This window comes from Halovenus aranensis (assembly GCF_900100385.1).
In the GTDB taxonomy this organism is placed as follows: Archaea; Halobacteriota; Halobacteria; order Halobacteriales; family Haloarculaceae; genus Halovenus; species Halovenus aranensis.
Genome location: NZ_FNFC01000001.1, coordinates 66,715 through 81,484 on the forward strand (window position 1 = coordinate 66,715; position 14,770 = coordinate 81,484).

The 14,770-nt window shown below is 61.0% G+C and carries 14 protein-coding genes and 2 tRNA genes; 10 read left to right on the forward strand and 6 right to left on the reverse strand.

Annotated elements, in window-relative coordinates:
- Window positions 1-10 precede the first annotated feature (10 nt).
- Window positions 11-1,453: a phosphomethylpyrimidine synthase ThiC gene (gene thiC, locus BLR34_RS00340; protein WP_092698268.1), complete on the reverse strand. Its 1,443-nt coding sequence runs from the start codon at window positions 1,451-1,453 to the stop codon at window positions 11-13.
- Window positions 1,454-1,588: 135 nt separating this feature from the next.
- Here thiC and BLR34_RS00345 point away from each other — a divergent pair.
- Window positions 1,589-1,673: transfer RNA gene (locus tag BLR34_RS00345), tRNA-Ser, on the forward strand.
- Between the two features lie 160 nt (window positions 1,674-1,833).
- On the opposite strand, the gene BLR34_RS00350 is transcribed toward BLR34_RS00345, so the two are convergent.
- Together BLR34_RS00350 and BLR34_RS00355 are read right to left on the reverse strand one after the other, a co-directional pair.
- Window positions 1,834-2,535, reverse strand: a complete 702-nt coding sequence (locus BLR34_RS00350) for a hypothetical protein (RefSeq protein WP_092698270.1) — start codon at window positions 2,533-2,535, stop codon at window positions 1,834-1,836.
- 55 nt (window positions 2,536-2,590) lie between these two features.
- Window positions 2,591-3,043, reverse strand: coding sequence for a pyridoxamine 5-phosphate oxidase (locus BLR34_RS00355; protein ID WP_092698272.1), 453 nt, complete (start codon window positions 3,041-3,043; stop codon window positions 2,591-2,593).
- 192 nt (window positions 3,044-3,235) lie between these two features.
- On the opposite strand from BLR34_RS00355, the gene nrdR reads away from it, so the two are divergent.
- The 3 genes from nrdR to BLR34_RS00370 are packed head-to-tail and all read left to right on the forward strand — an operon-like array spanning window position 3,236 to window position 7,159.
- A complete protein-coding gene (gene nrdR / locus BLR34_RS00360) occupies window positions 3,236-3,757 on the forward strand; it encodes a transcriptional regulator NrdR (RefSeq protein ID WP_092698274.1) in 522 nt (173 codons plus the stop codon).
- Complete coding sequence (locus BLR34_RS00365) at window positions 3,729-6,164, forward strand: ribonucleoside-diphosphate reductase subunit alpha (RefSeq protein ID WP_245683160.1); 2,436 nt, start codon at window positions 3,729-3,731, stop codon at window positions 6,162-6,164. The genes nrdR and BLR34_RS00365 overlap by 29 nt, the downstream gene beginning before the upstream one ends.
- Window positions 6,165-6,166: 2 nt before the next feature.
- Entirely contained in the window at window positions 6,167-7,159 is a 993-nt protein-coding gene (locus BLR34_RS00370; protein ID WP_092698277.1) for a ribonucleotide-diphosphate reductase subunit beta, read from the forward strand.
- Between the two features lie 33 nt (window positions 7,160-7,192).
- Here the strand turns inward: BLR34_RS00370 and BLR34_RS00375 are convergent, their stop codons facing one another.
- The gene (locus BLR34_RS00375) at window positions 7,193-7,741 is read right to left on the reverse strand and encodes a GMP synthase subunit A (RefSeq protein ID WP_092698279.1); all 549 of its coding nucleotides are present in this window, start codon (window positions 7,739-7,741) and stop codon (window positions 7,193-7,195) included.
- Between the two features lie 152 nt (window positions 7,742-7,893).
- On the opposite strand from BLR34_RS00375, the gene BLR34_RS00380 reads away from it, so the two are divergent.
- The 5 genes from BLR34_RS00380 (at window position 7,894) to phnE (BLR34_RS00400) (ending at window position 12,136) form a co-directional block, all read left to right on the forward strand.
- Window positions 7,894-7,970 (forward strand) — tRNA-Cys (locus BLR34_RS00380).
- A gap of 428 nt (window positions 7,971-8,398) precedes the next feature.
- Window positions 8,399-9,649: a phosphate/phosphite/phosphonate ABC transporter substrate-binding protein gene (gene phnD / locus BLR34_RS00385; protein WP_218120823.1), complete on the forward strand. Its 1,251-nt coding sequence runs from the start codon at window positions 8,399-8,401 to the stop codon at window positions 9,647-9,649.
- A gap of 57 nt (window positions 9,650-9,706) precedes the next feature.
- Window positions 9,707-10,534 (forward strand): phosphonate ABC transporter ATP-binding protein, encoded by an 828-nt coding sequence (phnC, locus tag BLR34_RS00390; protein WP_092698281.1) that lies wholly within the window; start codon window positions 9,707-9,709, stop codon window positions 10,532-10,534.
- Window position 10,535: 1 nt separating this feature from the next.
- Window positions 10,536-11,345 carry a phosphonate ABC transporter, permease protein PhnE gene (gene phnE / locus BLR34_RS00395; RefSeq protein WP_092698283.1) on the forward strand — a complete coding sequence of 270 codons (810 nt, stop codon included), beginning with the start codon at window positions 10,536-10,538 and terminating at the stop codon, window positions 11,343-11,345.
- A complete protein-coding gene (phnE, locus tag BLR34_RS00400; RefSeq protein ID WP_092698285.1) occupies window positions 11,342-12,136 on the forward strand; it encodes a phosphonate ABC transporter, permease protein PhnE in 795 nt (264 codons plus the stop codon). The genes phnE (BLR34_RS00395) and phnE (BLR34_RS00400) overlap by 4 nt, the downstream gene beginning before the upstream one ends.
- A gap of 26 nt (window positions 12,137-12,162) precedes the next feature.
- On the opposite strand, the gene BLR34_RS00405 is transcribed toward phnE (BLR34_RS00400), so the two are convergent.
- Entirely contained in the window at window positions 12,163-13,389 is a 1,227-nt protein-coding gene (locus BLR34_RS00405) for an FAD-dependent oxidoreductase (protein ID WP_092698287.1), read from the reverse strand.
- A 229-nt stretch (window positions 13,390-13,618) separates the two neighbouring features.
- Here BLR34_RS00405 and BLR34_RS00410 point away from each other — a divergent pair, with 229 nt between their 5' ends.
- Window positions 13,619-14,077: a hypothetical protein gene (locus BLR34_RS00410; protein ID WP_176765186.1), complete on the forward strand. Its 459-nt coding sequence runs from the start codon at window positions 13,619-13,621 to the stop codon at window positions 14,075-14,077.
- On the opposite strand, the gene BLR34_RS00415 is transcribed toward BLR34_RS00410, so the two are convergent.
- Window positions 14,074-14,748 (reverse strand): MBL fold metallo-hydrolase, encoded by a 675-nt coding sequence (locus BLR34_RS00415; protein WP_092698289.1) that lies wholly within the window; start codon window positions 14,746-14,748, stop codon window positions 14,074-14,076. The genes BLR34_RS00410 and BLR34_RS00415 overlap by 4 nt on opposite strands.
- Between the last annotated feature and the right edge of the window lie 22 nt (window positions 14,749-14,770).

Sequence of the window (14,770 nt, forward strand, 5' to 3'; positions counted from 1 at the left end):
AACTCTCCGGTCAGTCGTCGTCTGCGTGGACGCGGTCGCCGAGGTCGATGTACTCGGACTGGTCGGGGACGTCGGCTTCCTCGTGTGTTCCTACCGGTGGTACATTCGTCTCCGCGGCGGGCGAGGCATCGAGGTCGGTCTCGTCGTCGAGTTCGTCCATGTCACCGGCGTCTCTGGCGTCCTGGTCGATGCGCATCGAGCAGAACTCGACACCGCACATCGAACAGAAGCGAGCATCCTTGTAGTTGTCTCCCGGAAGTGTCTGGTCGTGGTACGCCTGTGCGCGCTCGGGGTCGAGCGCGAGGTCGAACTGGCGACGCCAGTCGAAGTTGTAGCGTGCCTCCGAGAGGGCGTCGTCCCAGTCACGCGCGCCGGGTTGCCCCTGGCCGACATCCGCGGCGTGGGCCGCGATGCGATAGGAGGCCAGTCCGTCACGGACGTCCTCGCGCTCTGGCAGGCCGAGGTGTTCTTTCGGCGTCACATAACAGAGCATCGCCGCACCGGCCTGTGCCGCTATCGCCGCGCCGATTGCCGAGGTGATATGGTCGTAGCCGGGCGCGATATCCGTGACAAGCGGCCCGAGCACGTAGAACGGGGCGCCGTCACAGACCCTCTGCTGACGCTCAACCTGCTCGGCGACCATGTCCATCGGGACGTGACCCGGCCCTTCGACCATCACCTGAACGCCGTAGTCCCAGGCCACCTGTGTCAACTCGCCCAGCGTGTCGAGTTCGGCGTACTGGGCCTCGTCGCCGGCGTCGGCCAGACTCCCCGGGCGGAGGCTGTCGCCGAGGCTGAACGTTACGTCGTGCTCGGCGAAGATGTCACAGATTTCCTCGAATTTCGCGTACAGGGGGTTTTGCATCCCGCGTTCTTCCATCCACTGGGCCATAATCGACCCGCCACGGGAGACGATACCCGTCTTCCGACCGTCGGTTTTGGGGAGGTGTTCCATCAGGATTCCCGCGTGGATAGTCATGTAGTCGACACCCTGCTCGGCCTGCTTCTCGATAACATCGAGGAGGAGTTCGTGGCTCAGGTCGGCCACGTCGTCGACCTGCCTGCGGGCCTCGTAGAGGGGAACTGTCCCGACCGGGACCGGCGAGTGGTCGATGTTAGCCTGTCGAATCCTGTCGAGGTCGCCGCCACCAGTCGAGAGGTCCATCACCGTGTCTGCGCCGTAGTGAACCGCCGTGTGGAGCTTCTCTAGCTCCTCTTCGAGGTCGCTGGTCGTCTCACTGGCCCCGATGTTCGCGTTTACCTTCGTCGAGAACTCGCGGCCGATAATCATCGCGTCGAGGGCGTCGTGGTGGTGGTTGGCCGGAATGACGGCCTGCCCCTCGGCGACCTGCTCGCGGACGAACTCGGGGTCGACGTTCTCGCGCTCGGCGACACGTTCCATCGCCGACGTTACCGTTCCTTCGCGTGCGTGCTGAAGTTGTGTCTCTGCCATAAACACTAGGTTGTATAACCAGGTAATAAAATTTGTGTGCCGCCCGTGCAGTCGGTCTGCCGGCGCGGCGGTGCAAGCGCCAGACATAATTTGAATCGAAACGAATAAACACACTACAGTGATACCAACGGGTAAGCCGAGGTAGCCTAGCCCGGCCAAGGCGCCTGCTTCGAGAGCAGGTCTCCGTAAGGACTCGTGAGTTCAAATCTCACCCTCGGCGCTTCTCCGTTCGAACGGACGTGAGAACGGTGAGCAACGCGTGAGATCTGAATGAGAGCAGACGCGCGAAACGAAGTGAGCACGTCTTCGCGTAGTTCAAATCTCACCCTCGGCGTTTTCGTCTGAACTAACCCTGCAGTGACAACGGCGTGGTCCGCCGGTCACCCGAGCGCGGCGAGCATACTTCGGACGCTCTCGGGGCCGTGTTCGAGCAACGCCGTCGGAAACGAGGAGGGGCCAGCATCGAGTGCCGTCTCCAGTGCTGGGGCCGGTTCTTGAGTGACGGGCTCGCCGTGGCCGACGAGTATGCGCGCTGGCTCCAGACCCCGGAGTTGCGTGGGCGGCCGAAGACGACAGAGCGTCACCAAGCCGAGGCGTTCCCCGCGGATACAGTTTTGTTCGGTCGTCCCGAGTGAGTCGGGCGTGACAAGCGTCTCTGTGGGGTCGTGGTAGAGAAAGACCTCCTGCCAGCCCGGAAAGGGCCGACAAGAGACAGCGTGAAAGCCCGCATTCGTTCCCGGGGCAAGCGTGTACCGCTCTATCGGTGCGTCGACTCTCTTTTCTATGCGGTCCATCCACTCGGGGATGTGGACGGCAACGTCGTGACGACGGGCCAGCGCGCCGGCATCGCGGGCGTGATAACACGAGAGGACGGCGACGCCAGCAACCTCGCCGAGGTCCGCAAGGCGGTCGTCGATGTTCTGTGCGTCGATGGGGTCGAGTACCCAGACTCCGTCGTCGGTGGTGATGGCGTGACTCGCGCGTCTGCCGTCTTCGCCTGGGTGCGCAATCCAGGAGAAACCGTGGTCGTACTCTCCGACGATGTCGGCCGTCTCAGCGGCGGTACGGTCGTAGATTGGCATGTTCTGCTCTCTCCTAGCAACCCAAATATAACCGGTGGCCGTGTTTCTACGCGTGTCATGGGTCGAGACTCGGGGCGAAAGACTGGTCGCGGGCCACTACCGTCTCGGGAGTGAACTCGATGAACGACCAGCGGTCACCGTCGAGGTCGGCAAACCTCGGGTCCCACTCGTCGGTCTCCTCGCCCAGGTATCGCCGGAGCAACCGGAACAGCCGGTCGTCGGTCAGTGGCGTGACCGCTGCGTGTCCGCGCATACCGACGTGTTCGACCCGTCCAGTCTCCACATCGAAATCTACGACCGCGACGGTAGTTTCGGGGTTGTTCACAACGCGTTCCATGTACGACTTACCGACCGTATCCCCGATACACCAGAGACGCTCGTCTTCCCAGAGGTACCACAGCGGGGAGATGCGGGGTTTTCGGTCTGTGACCTGACCGAGAAAGCAAAACAGCGGTCGGTCGAGAAAACACTCCACCGGGACCGAAAGGCTGTCTTCGACTATCTCCATGCTGTCTGTGTAACTGGCCCGACGAGACGTATGTTTCTATCCCCCGACACCGACCTAATACAAATATATTTGTGTTACATCAACCTAATTGGGAAATGCTTAAGTGGGTGTCTCCGCCACCATATGTTGCGGCTCAGAGAGACAGGCCCTATATATAGGGTTATACAGCTGGAGGGTCAACCAGTGACAACTATGGACTGCCCCGACTGCGGAGACGACCGCACACGCGTCGTCGATACCGAGACCAGCGCCGACGGCACTGCCGTCCGACGGCGTCGTGAGTGTCAGCGCTGTTCGTTTCGCTTTACGACGTACGAGCGTCCCGGATGGGACTCACTCCAGGTTAAAAAGCGCGACGGCACTATCGAACCGTTCGACCGCTCGAAGCTCCGCGCAGGCGTCGAACGCGCCGTCGAGAAACGCGATGTGTCCGACCAGCGGGTGACGCGTCTCGTCGACGACATCGAGAGCACACTGCAGGACCGAGAGACGCGTATCGTCGCCTCAAGTCTCATCGGCGAGTACGTCTCTGACCGGCTACGCGACGTGGATAAGGTCGCATACATTCGGTTTGTCTCGGTGTATAAGGCCTTCTCTGAGCCAGCCGAGTTCCTTCGCGAACTCGATGCGGTCCTCGATGCCGAACTCGAGGACTTCGAGCCAGCAACAGACGATTCTCAGACACATGAGCCACCAAGCCACGACAACACCTGACATCCGGTCGGTTATCGACCGAGCACGGACCGACACAGAGACAACGCTTTCACAGGCAGAGTGGGACGACCTCGTTACCGAAATCGACCGCAACCTGTACGACGATGCGTCCACCGACGAGGTGTACCAGGCAGTCATCCAAGCACTGACCGCACGCATCGAGCGTGACCCGACGCTCAAACGCGTTGCTGCCGCAGTTTTCCGACAGCGGTACTACCGGGAGCTACTCGGCGAGGACCTGACCGGGTTCGAACTCGACCGCGCGTACCGCGAGACCTTCGTCACGAACCTCCGGTGTGCCGTCGACCTGGACCTCCTCGATGAGCGCCTCGTCGACAGATTCGACCTGGAGGACCTCGCCGACTACCTCGACCCCGACCGGGACGAGGCATTCGAGTACATGGCGATGGAGACTCTGTACCAGCGGTACTTCCTCAAAACCGAGCAAAACGGGGAGCATCTCGAACTCCCGCAGGCGTTTTGGATGCGGGTCGCGATGGGGCTCGCAATCGAGGAAGACGACCCGCAGTCCCGGGCCAAGGAGTTCTACGACGTACTCTCGAAGCTAGAGTTTACGCCGTCGACGCCGACCCTGTTTCACAGCGGCTCGACACACCCTCAGCTCTCCTCGTGTTATCTCACGACCGTCCAGGACGACCTGGAAGATATTTTCGACGCGTACAAACATCACGCACAACTCTCGAAGTGGAGCGGCGGCCTCGGCAACGACTGGACGGACCTTCGCTCGGCCGGCGCGCTCATCGAGAGTACGGGCGTCGAGTCGACTGGTGTGGTTCCGTTCCTCCGCATCAGCAACGACGTTACCTCCGCCATCAACCGCTCGGGCAAGCGACGCGGTGCGGCGTGTGCTTATCTGGAGTGTTGGCACATGGATTTCCCCGACTTCATCGACCTGAAGCGAAACACCGGCGACGAACGGCGGCGCACGCCGGATATGAACACTGCCGCGTGGATTCCGGACCTGTTCATGAAGCGCGTCAAAGACGGCGGGGAGTGGACGCTGTTCAGCCCAGATGAGGTGCCTGACCTACACGGGCTAACCGGAGCGGACTTCGAGGAACGCTACCAGGAATACGAGACACGGGCTCAACAGGGAGAGCTGCGGCAGTACAAGCGCGTCGACGCCGAAGAACTCTGGCGGACGATGCTCACGCGCCTGTTCGAGACGGGGCACCCGTGGCTTACGTTCAAAGACCCCTGTAACATCCGCTCGCCACAGGACCACGTCGGCACAGTTCACTCCTCGAACCTCTGTACGGAGATTACGCTCAACACGAGCGCAGACGAACACGCCGTCTGTAATCTGGGAAGCGTCAACTTCGCAACCCACGTCTCGGACGGCGAACTCGACCGGGAGTACCTCGCAGACACCATCGAGACGGCGATGCGGATGCTCGACAACGTCGTCGACCTCTGTTTCTACCCGACCGACGAGGCTGAGCGCTCGAACATGCAACACCGGCCGATTGGACTCGGAACCATGGGCTTTCACGACGCACTCATGCAATTAGAGGTTCCGATGGACTCCGACGCGGCCGTCGAGAAGGCGAACCGCTGGCAGGAGTTCGTCTCCTACCAGGCGATTCTCAACTCGTCGAAACTCGCGGCCGAACGCGGCACGTACTCCTCCTACGAGGGGTCGAAGTGGGACCGCGGACTCCTCCCGCAGGATACCGTCGAGCACCTCGAAGAACAGCGGGGCCACGAGATTCCGACCGACCGTGAGGAGACACTCGACTGGTATGTCGTCCGCGAACACATCGACAACCACGGAATGCGCAACTCGAACACGATGGCAATTGCGCCGACGGCGACCATCTCGACTATCAACGGGACGACACCCTCCATCGAGCCGCTCTATTCGAATCTCTACGTCAAGTCGAATATGTCGGGTGATTTCACAATCATCAACGACCACCTCGTCGACGACCTGCAGCAAGCTGACCTCTGGGACGAGGAACTGGTCGACCGCATCAAGTACCACGACGGGTCGATTCAGGAAATCGACGCCATTCCGGATGACCTGAAGCGACTGTACCGGGGTGCCTTCGAGATTGACCCACGCCACCAGCTTCGCCTGACTGCACACCGACAGACGTGGATTGACCAGTCCGTCTCACACAACGTCTTCTTCCCGTCGACCGACGGGTCGCTGCTCACCGATGTCTACGAGACTGCCTGGGAACTGGGACTGAAAACGACCTACTACCTTCGCACGCTCGGCGCGTCACAGATAGAGAAATCCACGCTGGACATGTCCGAGTACGGCAAGACACAGCATCGCGCAGACGACTCCACGGAGACCGTCGAATCCGACGGCGGCCGTCCCGTCGACGAGGACGACCTCTGTACCGTCGAAGACCCGACCTGCGACGCCTGTCAGTAACAATGCCAGTCATCAACAACGACACCGCACACGACCCGAACAAGATACTACCGATCGACTACGACTGGGCCCGCGAGTACTACGAGGCCGGCGTGAACAACAACTGGGTTCCCGAAGAAATTCCGATGCAAGACGACGTGACCCAGTGGAACGGCGACGCCCTGTCAGACGCCGAACGTCAGCTCGTCGAGTGGAACCTCGGCTTTTTCTCGACGGCCGAGTCCCTGACTGCGAACAACATTGTTCTCGCGGTCTATGACTACGTCACCGCGCCCGAATGCCGCCAGTACCTGCTCAGACAGGCCTACGAGGAGGCGATTCATACAGATACGTTTATTTACTGCTGTGACTCGCTCGGATTCGACCCCGAGTACCTCTATGGAATGTACGACCGCGTCCCGTCGATACAGGAAAAAGACGAGTTCGTGGTCGACCTGACACGGGTACTGGATAAAGACGAGTTCACCATCGAGACAGACGCCGACCTGCGTGATTTCCTCCGTGACCTCGTTGGCTTCTATGTCATCATGGAGGGCGTGTTCTTCTATGCCGGATTCGCCATGATGCTCGGCCTGAAACGACAGAACAAGATGGTCGGCGTCGGCCAGCAGTTCGAGTACATCATGCGCGACGAGTCGCTCCACGTTGGGTTCGGGGTCGACCTCATCAACCAGATTCGGTCCGAAAACCCCGGCGTGTGGACCGACGAGTTCGCCGAAGAGGTAACTCACCTGATAACAGAGGCCGTCGAGTTGGAGAAGATATACGCCTACGAGGCCTGTCCAGACGACATTCTCGGGATGAGTGCCGAACAGTTCGCCGAATACGTCGAACACATCGCCGACCGCCGGCTCGGACAACTCGACTTGTCTGAACAGTACGGGACCGACAACCCGTTCCCGTGGATGTCAGAGCAGGTCGACCTGAACAAAGAGAAGAACTTCTTCGAGACGCAGGTGACAGAGTATCAAAGCGGCGGCAGTCTCGACTGGTAACCGACTCGGGAGACCAGACACCTCGGCCGTCGGTCACTCACAGCGTGCGAGGAAGTTTTCGAAGACCTCCTCACCACGTTCTGTGTGAGCGACCTCGGGGTGCCACTGGACGCCATAGAGGTCACGGTCAGTGTCACTCATCGCTTCGACGCCACAGACGTCGCTTTTTGCCGTCCGCTCGAATCCTTCAGGGACTTCTTTGACCTCGTCTGCGTGACTCGCCCAGACCCGTGTCTCGGGCGCGAGCGAGCCGACGAGCGGGTCGTCGTCGTCGGTGATTTCGACGGTCACGTCGGCGTAGCCGCCGTAGTCACCAGAGCCGACGGTGCCGTCGAGTTCGTCGGCGATAATCTGCATGCCGAGACAGATGCCGAACACGGGGATATCCAGGTCGAGGTAGTCGGGACAGTTGCCGATGCGGTCGATGTCCGGCCCGCCCGAGAGGACGAGCCCGTCTGCGTCGATGTCCGCTGGCGGCGTCTCGTTGTCCACGAGGTCAACGTCGACGCCCATGTCACGGAGCGCACGCTGTTCGAGGTGCGTGAACTGCCCGTGGTTGTCGATAACGTCGATGCGTGTCATTGAGTCGGGATAGACCGCCGGGGATTAAATGTTGTCCGTTCCGGACTCGTTAGGTCTACAGAGAAAGCAGGCAGAGTGCCTCGGAGCAGTTCACGGTGACAGTCGAATAACTCCGATGGGCTTAAGCAATCCAGCAAAAAAGATACGACTGCGCCAGGGTGGCAGAGTCTGGCCCAACGCATCCGCCTGCAGAGCGGAACCCCCGCCGGTTCAAATCCGGCCCCTGGCTCTTTTGTCCGAACAAACGTGAGGGCAAAGAGCCGATAGGCCGGATTCGAAGTAGACCACGAGCGACGTGGGCGTAGTTCAAATCCGGCCCCTGGCTTTTTCTATTCGGCCCCGTTTCGGTTGCCCAGACGCTGGCCCCTCCGTGTGACCGTTGAGACTGCGTTCGACTGATACGATGCTTCGCGTCGTCGACCGGACCGAATTATTTATGTTAGAGTGACAATTACGTCTGAATCGCCGCTGTCGCCGTGAGTCTGCCAGCAGTGCTGTGTCAGCCGGAACTACGCCCCGTCTGTCGGTTCCGAGTGCTATATATCGGTATAGCTAGCAACAGATACGTCAGTGACCTCTTATTAATAAATACAAAAAATATAAAACAAAATACCCTCCCTGCCGTTGGTTTCTCCCGTGACATCCGACAATAATCGTGTGTTCGAGCACGTGTCCCGACGGCGTGTGCTCGCTGGCACAACCTCACTCGGCGCACTGGCACTGGCTGGCTGTACAAGTGACAGCAGTGACGGAGACGACGGCAGCGACGGCGATGGAAGCGATGGCAGCGACGGTAGCGACGGTAGCGACAGTGATGGAAGCGATGGCAGTGACGGTAGCGACAGTGATGGAAGCGATAGCAGCGACGGTGGCGACGGGTCCCCGGACCACACCGACCCATCGACGTATCCGGAGTTCGACCCGGCCGACCCGCAGTTCCCACAGCTCGCGAGTACGCTGCTCGAAGCTGGGTTCGAGACTGGAACCATGGCCGACCTCGAACGCATGCGGAAGAATCAGCGAGACGAGCCGCGGTACGGGAACCCGGTGGCTGAGACGCCCGACGACGAGGGTAAGCTGCTTAACCCGGACACCCTCGAGTTCTCGCTGACGCCGACCGAGGACCCGACGGTGTACGAGGACACGCTGCGACCGCTGCTCGACAACATCGAAAAAGAAACCGGCAAGAAAGTGAATTACGCCTCGCTCGATTCCTATGCCGCACAGGTCGAGGCGATGCGCTCGGAGCGGCTCCACCTCGCCGGCTTCTCGACGGGGTCGGTCCCGTACGCGGTCAACATCGCTAACGCGGTTCCGTTCAGCGTCCAGATCGACGGCGAAGGTGGGTCCTTTGGTTACCGCCTTTGGCTAATTACACAGGTCGACAACGAGGAAATCGGCAAGCTGCAGGACCTCTCTGGCAAGCCAAAACAAAACGTCGCACACGCGGACCCCTCCTCGAACTCCGGCAATCTCGCCCCCCGTGCGCTGTTTGCCAATCAGGGAGTCACGCCCGAGGAAGATTACAAGGTGAGTTACTCCGGCGGACACCAGCAGAGTTCCCTCGGCGTCGCAAACGACGACTACGAGGCTGCGCCGGTCTGTTCGACCTGTATCGCTCGCGTCATCCGTGACGGCCAAATTGACCCGGACAAAATCAAGTGCATCTGGGCCTCCGAGCCGTTCCCGACAACCGCCTTCTCGTATGTCAACACGCTGCACCCAGACATTCAGGAGGGCGTACGAGCCGCGTTCCTCGATTACGACTATCAAGACACCGCCATCGCGGAGGAGTTCGAAGGGCGCGGGACCTGGGTCGAAATCGACTACGCGACGGTCTGGGACATCATCCTCCAGATTCAGGAGAGCCTCGATGTCACATACGAGACCGGCAACCTCTCGGAGTAATGTGAGTGTCAGGTTCGTTAGGTGATTTGTAAACAACATATCAGGATTCCATCGTTCATGCTTTCTGTAACAGACCTACGGAAGACCTATTCGTCAGGCGAGGAGGCGTTGACCGGCGTCTCGCTGGATGTGACCGGTAGCGAGACTGTCGCGATGATCGGACCAAGCGGGGCCGGCAAGAGTACGTTCATCCGCTGTGTGAATCGACTGACTGAACCCAGTGAGGGGAGTGTCGTCCTCGACGGCGTCGAGATAACGGACCTCTCGGGCGAGAGCCTCCGGGAGGCACGCCGGGATATCGGTATGATATTCCAGGAGTACAATCTCGTCGAGCGGTTGACCGTCATGGAGAACGTTCTCTCCGGGCGGCTGGGATATACGAGTACCTGGAACGCGTTCCGGCGAAACTTCGCCGACGAGGACATCGAACGGGCCTACGAGGTGCTCGACCGCGTCGGTCTCGGCGGCCACGAGAACAACCGAGCCGACGAGCTATCCGGCGGGCAACGCCAGCGGGTCGGTATCGCACGCGCAATTCTCCAGCGACCGAAGATTCTGCTCGTCGACGAGCCGACCAGCAGTCTCGACCCCGAGACCTCTCGGGCGGTGATGGACTTGCTCACCGAAATCGCCGCCGAAGACGACATCCCGCTGCTCATAAACATCCACGAGGTCGATTTGGCAGAGAAGTACGCCAACCGCATCGCCGGTCTCCGGGAGGGGAGCTTAGTCTTCGAGGGGACACCTGCTGAACTCGACGAGACGGCCAAAGGCCAGATTTACCGCGGCGAGGAAATTCCCGCAGGTGCTGGCCCCGCCGGAAAGGTTGAATCAGACGAACCGCCTGAAACGCCGTCGCAGGCGAGCGAAATCAGGAGAGGCTAATATGGCAACGACAGAACCGGAGCGACGCGAATGGCGGCGGCCGACCGCCTTTTACAACCACTACGTGAAGTGGGCGGTCTATCTCGCCATCGTCGGCTTTCTCCTATGGAGTGCCTGGAGTATGCGCATCTCGTTCGACCGGATGGTCGAGGGGTGGGACGCCGCTGCCGGACTGGTCACGAGTATGGTCCCACCGGAGGTCACGCCGTTTAAACGAGACCTGCTGGTCGAAGGGATGGTCGAGTCGATGGCGATGGCCGTCGTCGCGACGATAGTGGGGGTTTTCATCTCGATTCCCGTCGCCTTCATGGCCGCGGAGAATATCGCACCCAGGCCGGTCTACTGGCTCGGTCGCGGCCTGATTACCGTCTCGCGTGCCTTCCACGAACTCATTGTCGCCATCGTCGCCGTCAAGGCGGTCGGAATCGGCGCGCTCGCGGGTGTCATCGCCCTGTCGTACAAGACGGTCGGCTTCTGGTCGAAACTGCTGGCCGAAGAAATCGAAGACATCGACACCGGCCAGAAGGAAGCAATCGAGGCGACCGGCGCGAACCGGACACAGACGCTGCTGTTTGGCGTCGTTCCGCAGGTACTGCCCCGCGCGATCGGACTGACAATCTATCGCTGGGACATCAACATCCGACACAGCACCATCGTCGGTATCGTCGGCGCCGGCGGCATCGGTTCGACACTACTGAACGCTTTCGACAAGTACGACTACGACTTCTTCCTGACGATTGTTCTCGCAATCGTGGCCGTGGTCGTACTCGGCGAACTCGTCAGTACATACATCAGGAGCAGGATACAATGACCGAAGAGTACGCTTCATGGGAGCGACGAACGCCACGACAGCGACTTGGCAGGTACGTGCTCGTCCTGATAACCCTCGTTGTGGCAGCAGCGTCCTGGCGGGTGCTCGATGTCAACTACAACTACATCGAGTCAGCGCCGACGGAGTTCATGGACCTCGTCACCCGGATGTATCCGCCAGACACGTCCTATACCGGTGACATAATCGGGCCGCTCATCGAGACGGTCCATATCGCGGTCCTTGGGACGGCACTCGCGGTCGTTCTTTCGATTCCGGTGGCGCTGTTGGGAGCCTCGAACACGACGCCGAACAAACTGGGCTTTGCCCTCGGGAAGTTCATCATCTCATTTACCCGGTCGGTGAACGTGATTATCTGGGCCCTGCTCTTTGTCATCATCTTCGGGTCGGGGGTTCTCGCCGGCGTCCTGGCGATTGCTGTCCGCTCGATTGGCTTCTGTTCGAAGCTGATTGCCGAAGCAATCGAGGAAATCGACCCCGGACAGGTGGAGGCGATGAAAGCGACCGGCGCGAACCCGATAGAGGTGGCCATCTACGGCATCGCGCCACAGATTAAGCCCGCGTTTATCGGCGTCTCTACCTACCGGTGGGACATCAACGTCCGCTCCTCGACGATTATCGGCTTCGTCGGTGCCGGCGGTGTCGGCGTCGAACTCAACACGGCAATCAACTTCTTCCAGTGGCAGCGCGTGCTGACGATACTGCTGGCTATTCTCGCAATCGTCATCATCAGCGAGGTCGTCTCGGCATCGCTCCGTCGGAAGGTCCGCTAGCAGGGGGTTCTGGCTCTTTGCTCGGCTCAATCGCTCGTCCCGTGTACGTCGGTGTCTGTCGGATTGGGGCCGCCGTATCTGTCGACGAAGGCATCGAGGCGCTCGGGGTCGTCTGCGCCGCGTAACTGCTTTTCTCCCGTCGTACACGGCTCGTCGACGCCGAGGTACTCGCACACGCGGTCACTCGTCACTGCCGCCATCTTCCGGTAGGTGGTCAGTTTTCCGCCGACGACGCTGTAGAAATTCGAGACACCGTCTTCACCGTGGTCGAGAACCGTGAACCCGCGTGAGATGCCGCGCCGGTCTGTCCCCGTCTCGTCTGGAGCGTACAGTGGACGGACACCCCACCATCGCCGGCGTTCTGTCGCCTCAGCAACCGCAGGCACCATCGCAGCACACTCCTCGATGGTCTGCTCGACTTCCCACTCGGCGGTTTCGTAGTCATCCGGGGTAGAAACCGGTACGCTCGTCGTTCCGGCGACGACCGCTCCGTTGTGGGGGACGAGGATGTCGCCGTCACTTGGTTCTCGACAGCGGTTCAATACGGGGTCGAGCCTGTCGTATTCCAGCGAGACCATCACGCCACGGCTCGGAGCCATCCCGACAGTGACGCCTGCCATCCCCGCAATCTCGCCGGCCCACGCGCCTGCCGCGTTGATAACACAGTCTGGTGTCACACTTTTCTCGGCCGCGCCGCCGAGATGGACCGTTTCGACGCCGCCAGCGCCCACGTCGATTTCGGCAACCGGGGTTTGCGGGCAGATTGTCCCACCGTGTGCCGCGGCGTCGGCCGCGTTTGCCGCGACGAGCCGTGACGGGAAGATGACTCCGTCGGGAACACGGAATGCCTCGGCGACCGAGTCGGCGAGACCCGGGATACGCTCGCGTGCTGTATCGCCGTCGAGGCGGTCGGTCTGGATTCCGATTTTCTCGCACGCGCGTCGTTTCGCGTCGAAGTACTCCGGGTCGTCGCTGTCGAGGCGAACGAACAGACCACCGGTCTCGCGGATGCACTCGCCGGCAATCCCGCGAAGCGTCTGACTCTCGGCGAGACAGTCACTCGCTCCCTGCGCGTCGGAGTCGGCGTAGCGCGCGCCGCTGTGTAACAAGCCGTGTGAGCGCCCTGTCGTTCCGCTTCCCAGGCCGCCACGCTCGACGAGCATCACGTCGACATCGCGCAGTGCGAGGTCGCGTGCGATTCCAGTTCCCGTCGCCCCACCCCCGATTACGAGGACCGTCGGCTCGACACTCATCTGCCCTCACCCAGGTCGCTGTCAGCGTCGGCAATCGGGCTGTGATGCGAAAGCGAGACTGCGTGGCGTGAGCGCTGTCTCTCACTTACGCCGACACACCGACGATTGGCTTGCGCGCCCATACGGCCACTTCCGAACGGAGGTAGTTTGCTGTTCGGATATGACTACGACACCGAGTGTGCCGTGCGATAGAATAAAATCGAGCCGCACACAACTGCTGACAAACGCGATGACAGAGCCAGCAATCTACGAGCACTACCGGCCGGCTGAAGGCACCCTCCCGGCTGGTATTTATCGCGTCGTTGGGACCACAGAAGACGACGTAAAATTGCTTCACGTCGGCGACGCTGACGGGCACCGAATCAACACCGGTAAGCTACACACCGTCTCAGACGAGGCGTTCGATTGCTTCGAGCGCGCCGAGAATCCAGATGGGAACCGCCCACTCGGCGAGACACTCGCTGCGCCAGTCGTCGCGAGCTACTGGGGGCTCCGGGCGTTTCTCGGCCAACTGGTCGCCAACCCCGTTCCATCCGTGGTCGCCCTCTTCCTCATTGGGGCCGGTGTCTTCGGCGAGGGCAGACTATCTGTGCCGGCGCTTCTCATCGACGTGTCGAGCATACTCGGGATACTCTTGCTCGTCTACGCCGGTAGCGGCCGGCTATCGGCACACCCCGACAGCGGTTAGCGCAACCCGTCGAGGAGTCGTGCGATGTGGTCGTCCCCGTCTGCGACGAGCCCACCGTGATAACACAGGACCTGGTCGATATCACGGTCGGCAAGCGCCTGGGCCGAGTCGAGTGCCTCGTCCATCTCCAGGCTGTACCGCTCGCTCGGTCCCCGGAGTCTGCCGTCTGTTGCAGTGAGTGCATCGCCGGCGAGGAGGAACGATTCAGCGGGGAAATACAGCGAGATGTGCCCGGGTGTGTGCCCGGGCGTGAACAGCACCTCCATCGGGCCCGCAACCGTCCGAAACGTCACGCCGTCGACGAGCTCGACGGCTACCTCCGCCGGTGGGTATCGCTCGCAGTCCGGTGATTTGATTTGGTCTTTCCGACCGTCGACGTAGGGGACACAGCGCTCGTGTGCGTAGACGGTTGCGTCGGTCTTCTCGACGACTGTTGCCAGTGAGCCGGCGTGGTCGCCGTCCTGGTGTGTGAGGATGACTCCGGTGACCGCCTCCCAGTCGAACCCGGCGTCGGCCAGCGCCGATTCGAGCTGGCCGGACTGGCCGGGGAAGCCGGTGTCGACCAAGAGGACGCCGTCTCCCGTCTCGACTGCGGCCGGATGGACTGCCGTCGACTGCTCCCCCTGTTCGACCGTCTGCGGAAGGGCGTGTATGCCTGCTGGAAGCGCCATACTCCGAGATAGGACGACGACA

Bases quoted from the DNA above. Each gene is read 5' to 3' on its own strand.
- thiC (WP_092698268.1), bottom strand. From the start codon at position 1,453: ATGGCAGAGACACAACTTCAGCACGCACGCGAAGGAACGGTAACGTCG.
- BLR34_RS00350 (WP_092698270.1), bottom strand. From the start codon at position 2,535: ATGCCAATCTACGACCGTACCGCCGCTGAGACGGCCGACATCGTCGGA.
- BLR34_RS00355 (WP_092698272.1), bottom strand. From the start codon at position 3,043: ATGGAGATAGTCGAAGACAGCCTTTCGGTCCCGGTGGAGTGTTTTCTC.
- nrdR (WP_092698274.1), top strand. From the start codon at position 3,236: ATGGACTGCCCCGACTGCGGAGACGACCGCACACGCGTCGTCGATACC.
- BLR34_RS00365 (WP_245683160.1), top strand. From the start codon at position 3,729: ATGAGCCACCAAGCCACGACAACACCTGACATCCGGTCGGTTATCGAC.
- BLR34_RS00370 (WP_092698277.1), top strand. From the start codon at position 6,167: ATGCCAGTCATCAACAACGACACCGCACACGACCCGAACAAGATACTA.
- BLR34_RS00375 (WP_092698279.1), bottom strand. From the start codon at position 7,741: ATGACACGCATCGACGTTATCGACAACCACGGGCAGTTCACGCACCTC.
- phnC (WP_092698281.1), top strand. From the start codon at position 9,707: ATGCTTTCTGTAACAGACCTACGGAAGACCTATTCGTCAGGCGAGGAG.
- phnE (WP_092698283.1), top strand. From the start codon at position 10,536: ATGGCAACGACAGAACCGGAGCGACGCGAATGGCGGCGGCCGACCGCC.
- phnE (WP_092698285.1), top strand. From the start codon at position 11,342: ATGACCGAAGAGTACGCTTCATGGGAGCGACGAACGCCACGACAGCGA.
- BLR34_RS00405 (WP_092698287.1), bottom strand. From the start codon at position 13,389: ATGAGTGTCGAGCCGACGGTCCTCGTAATCGGGGGTGGGGCGACGGGA.
- BLR34_RS00410 (WP_176765186.1), top strand. From the start codon at position 13,619: ATGACAGAGCCAGCAATCTACGAGCACTACCGGCCGGCTGAAGGCACC.
- BLR34_RS00415 (WP_092698289.1), bottom strand. From the start codon at position 14,748: ATGGCGCTTCCAGCAGGCATACACGCCCTTCCGCAGACGGTCGAACAG.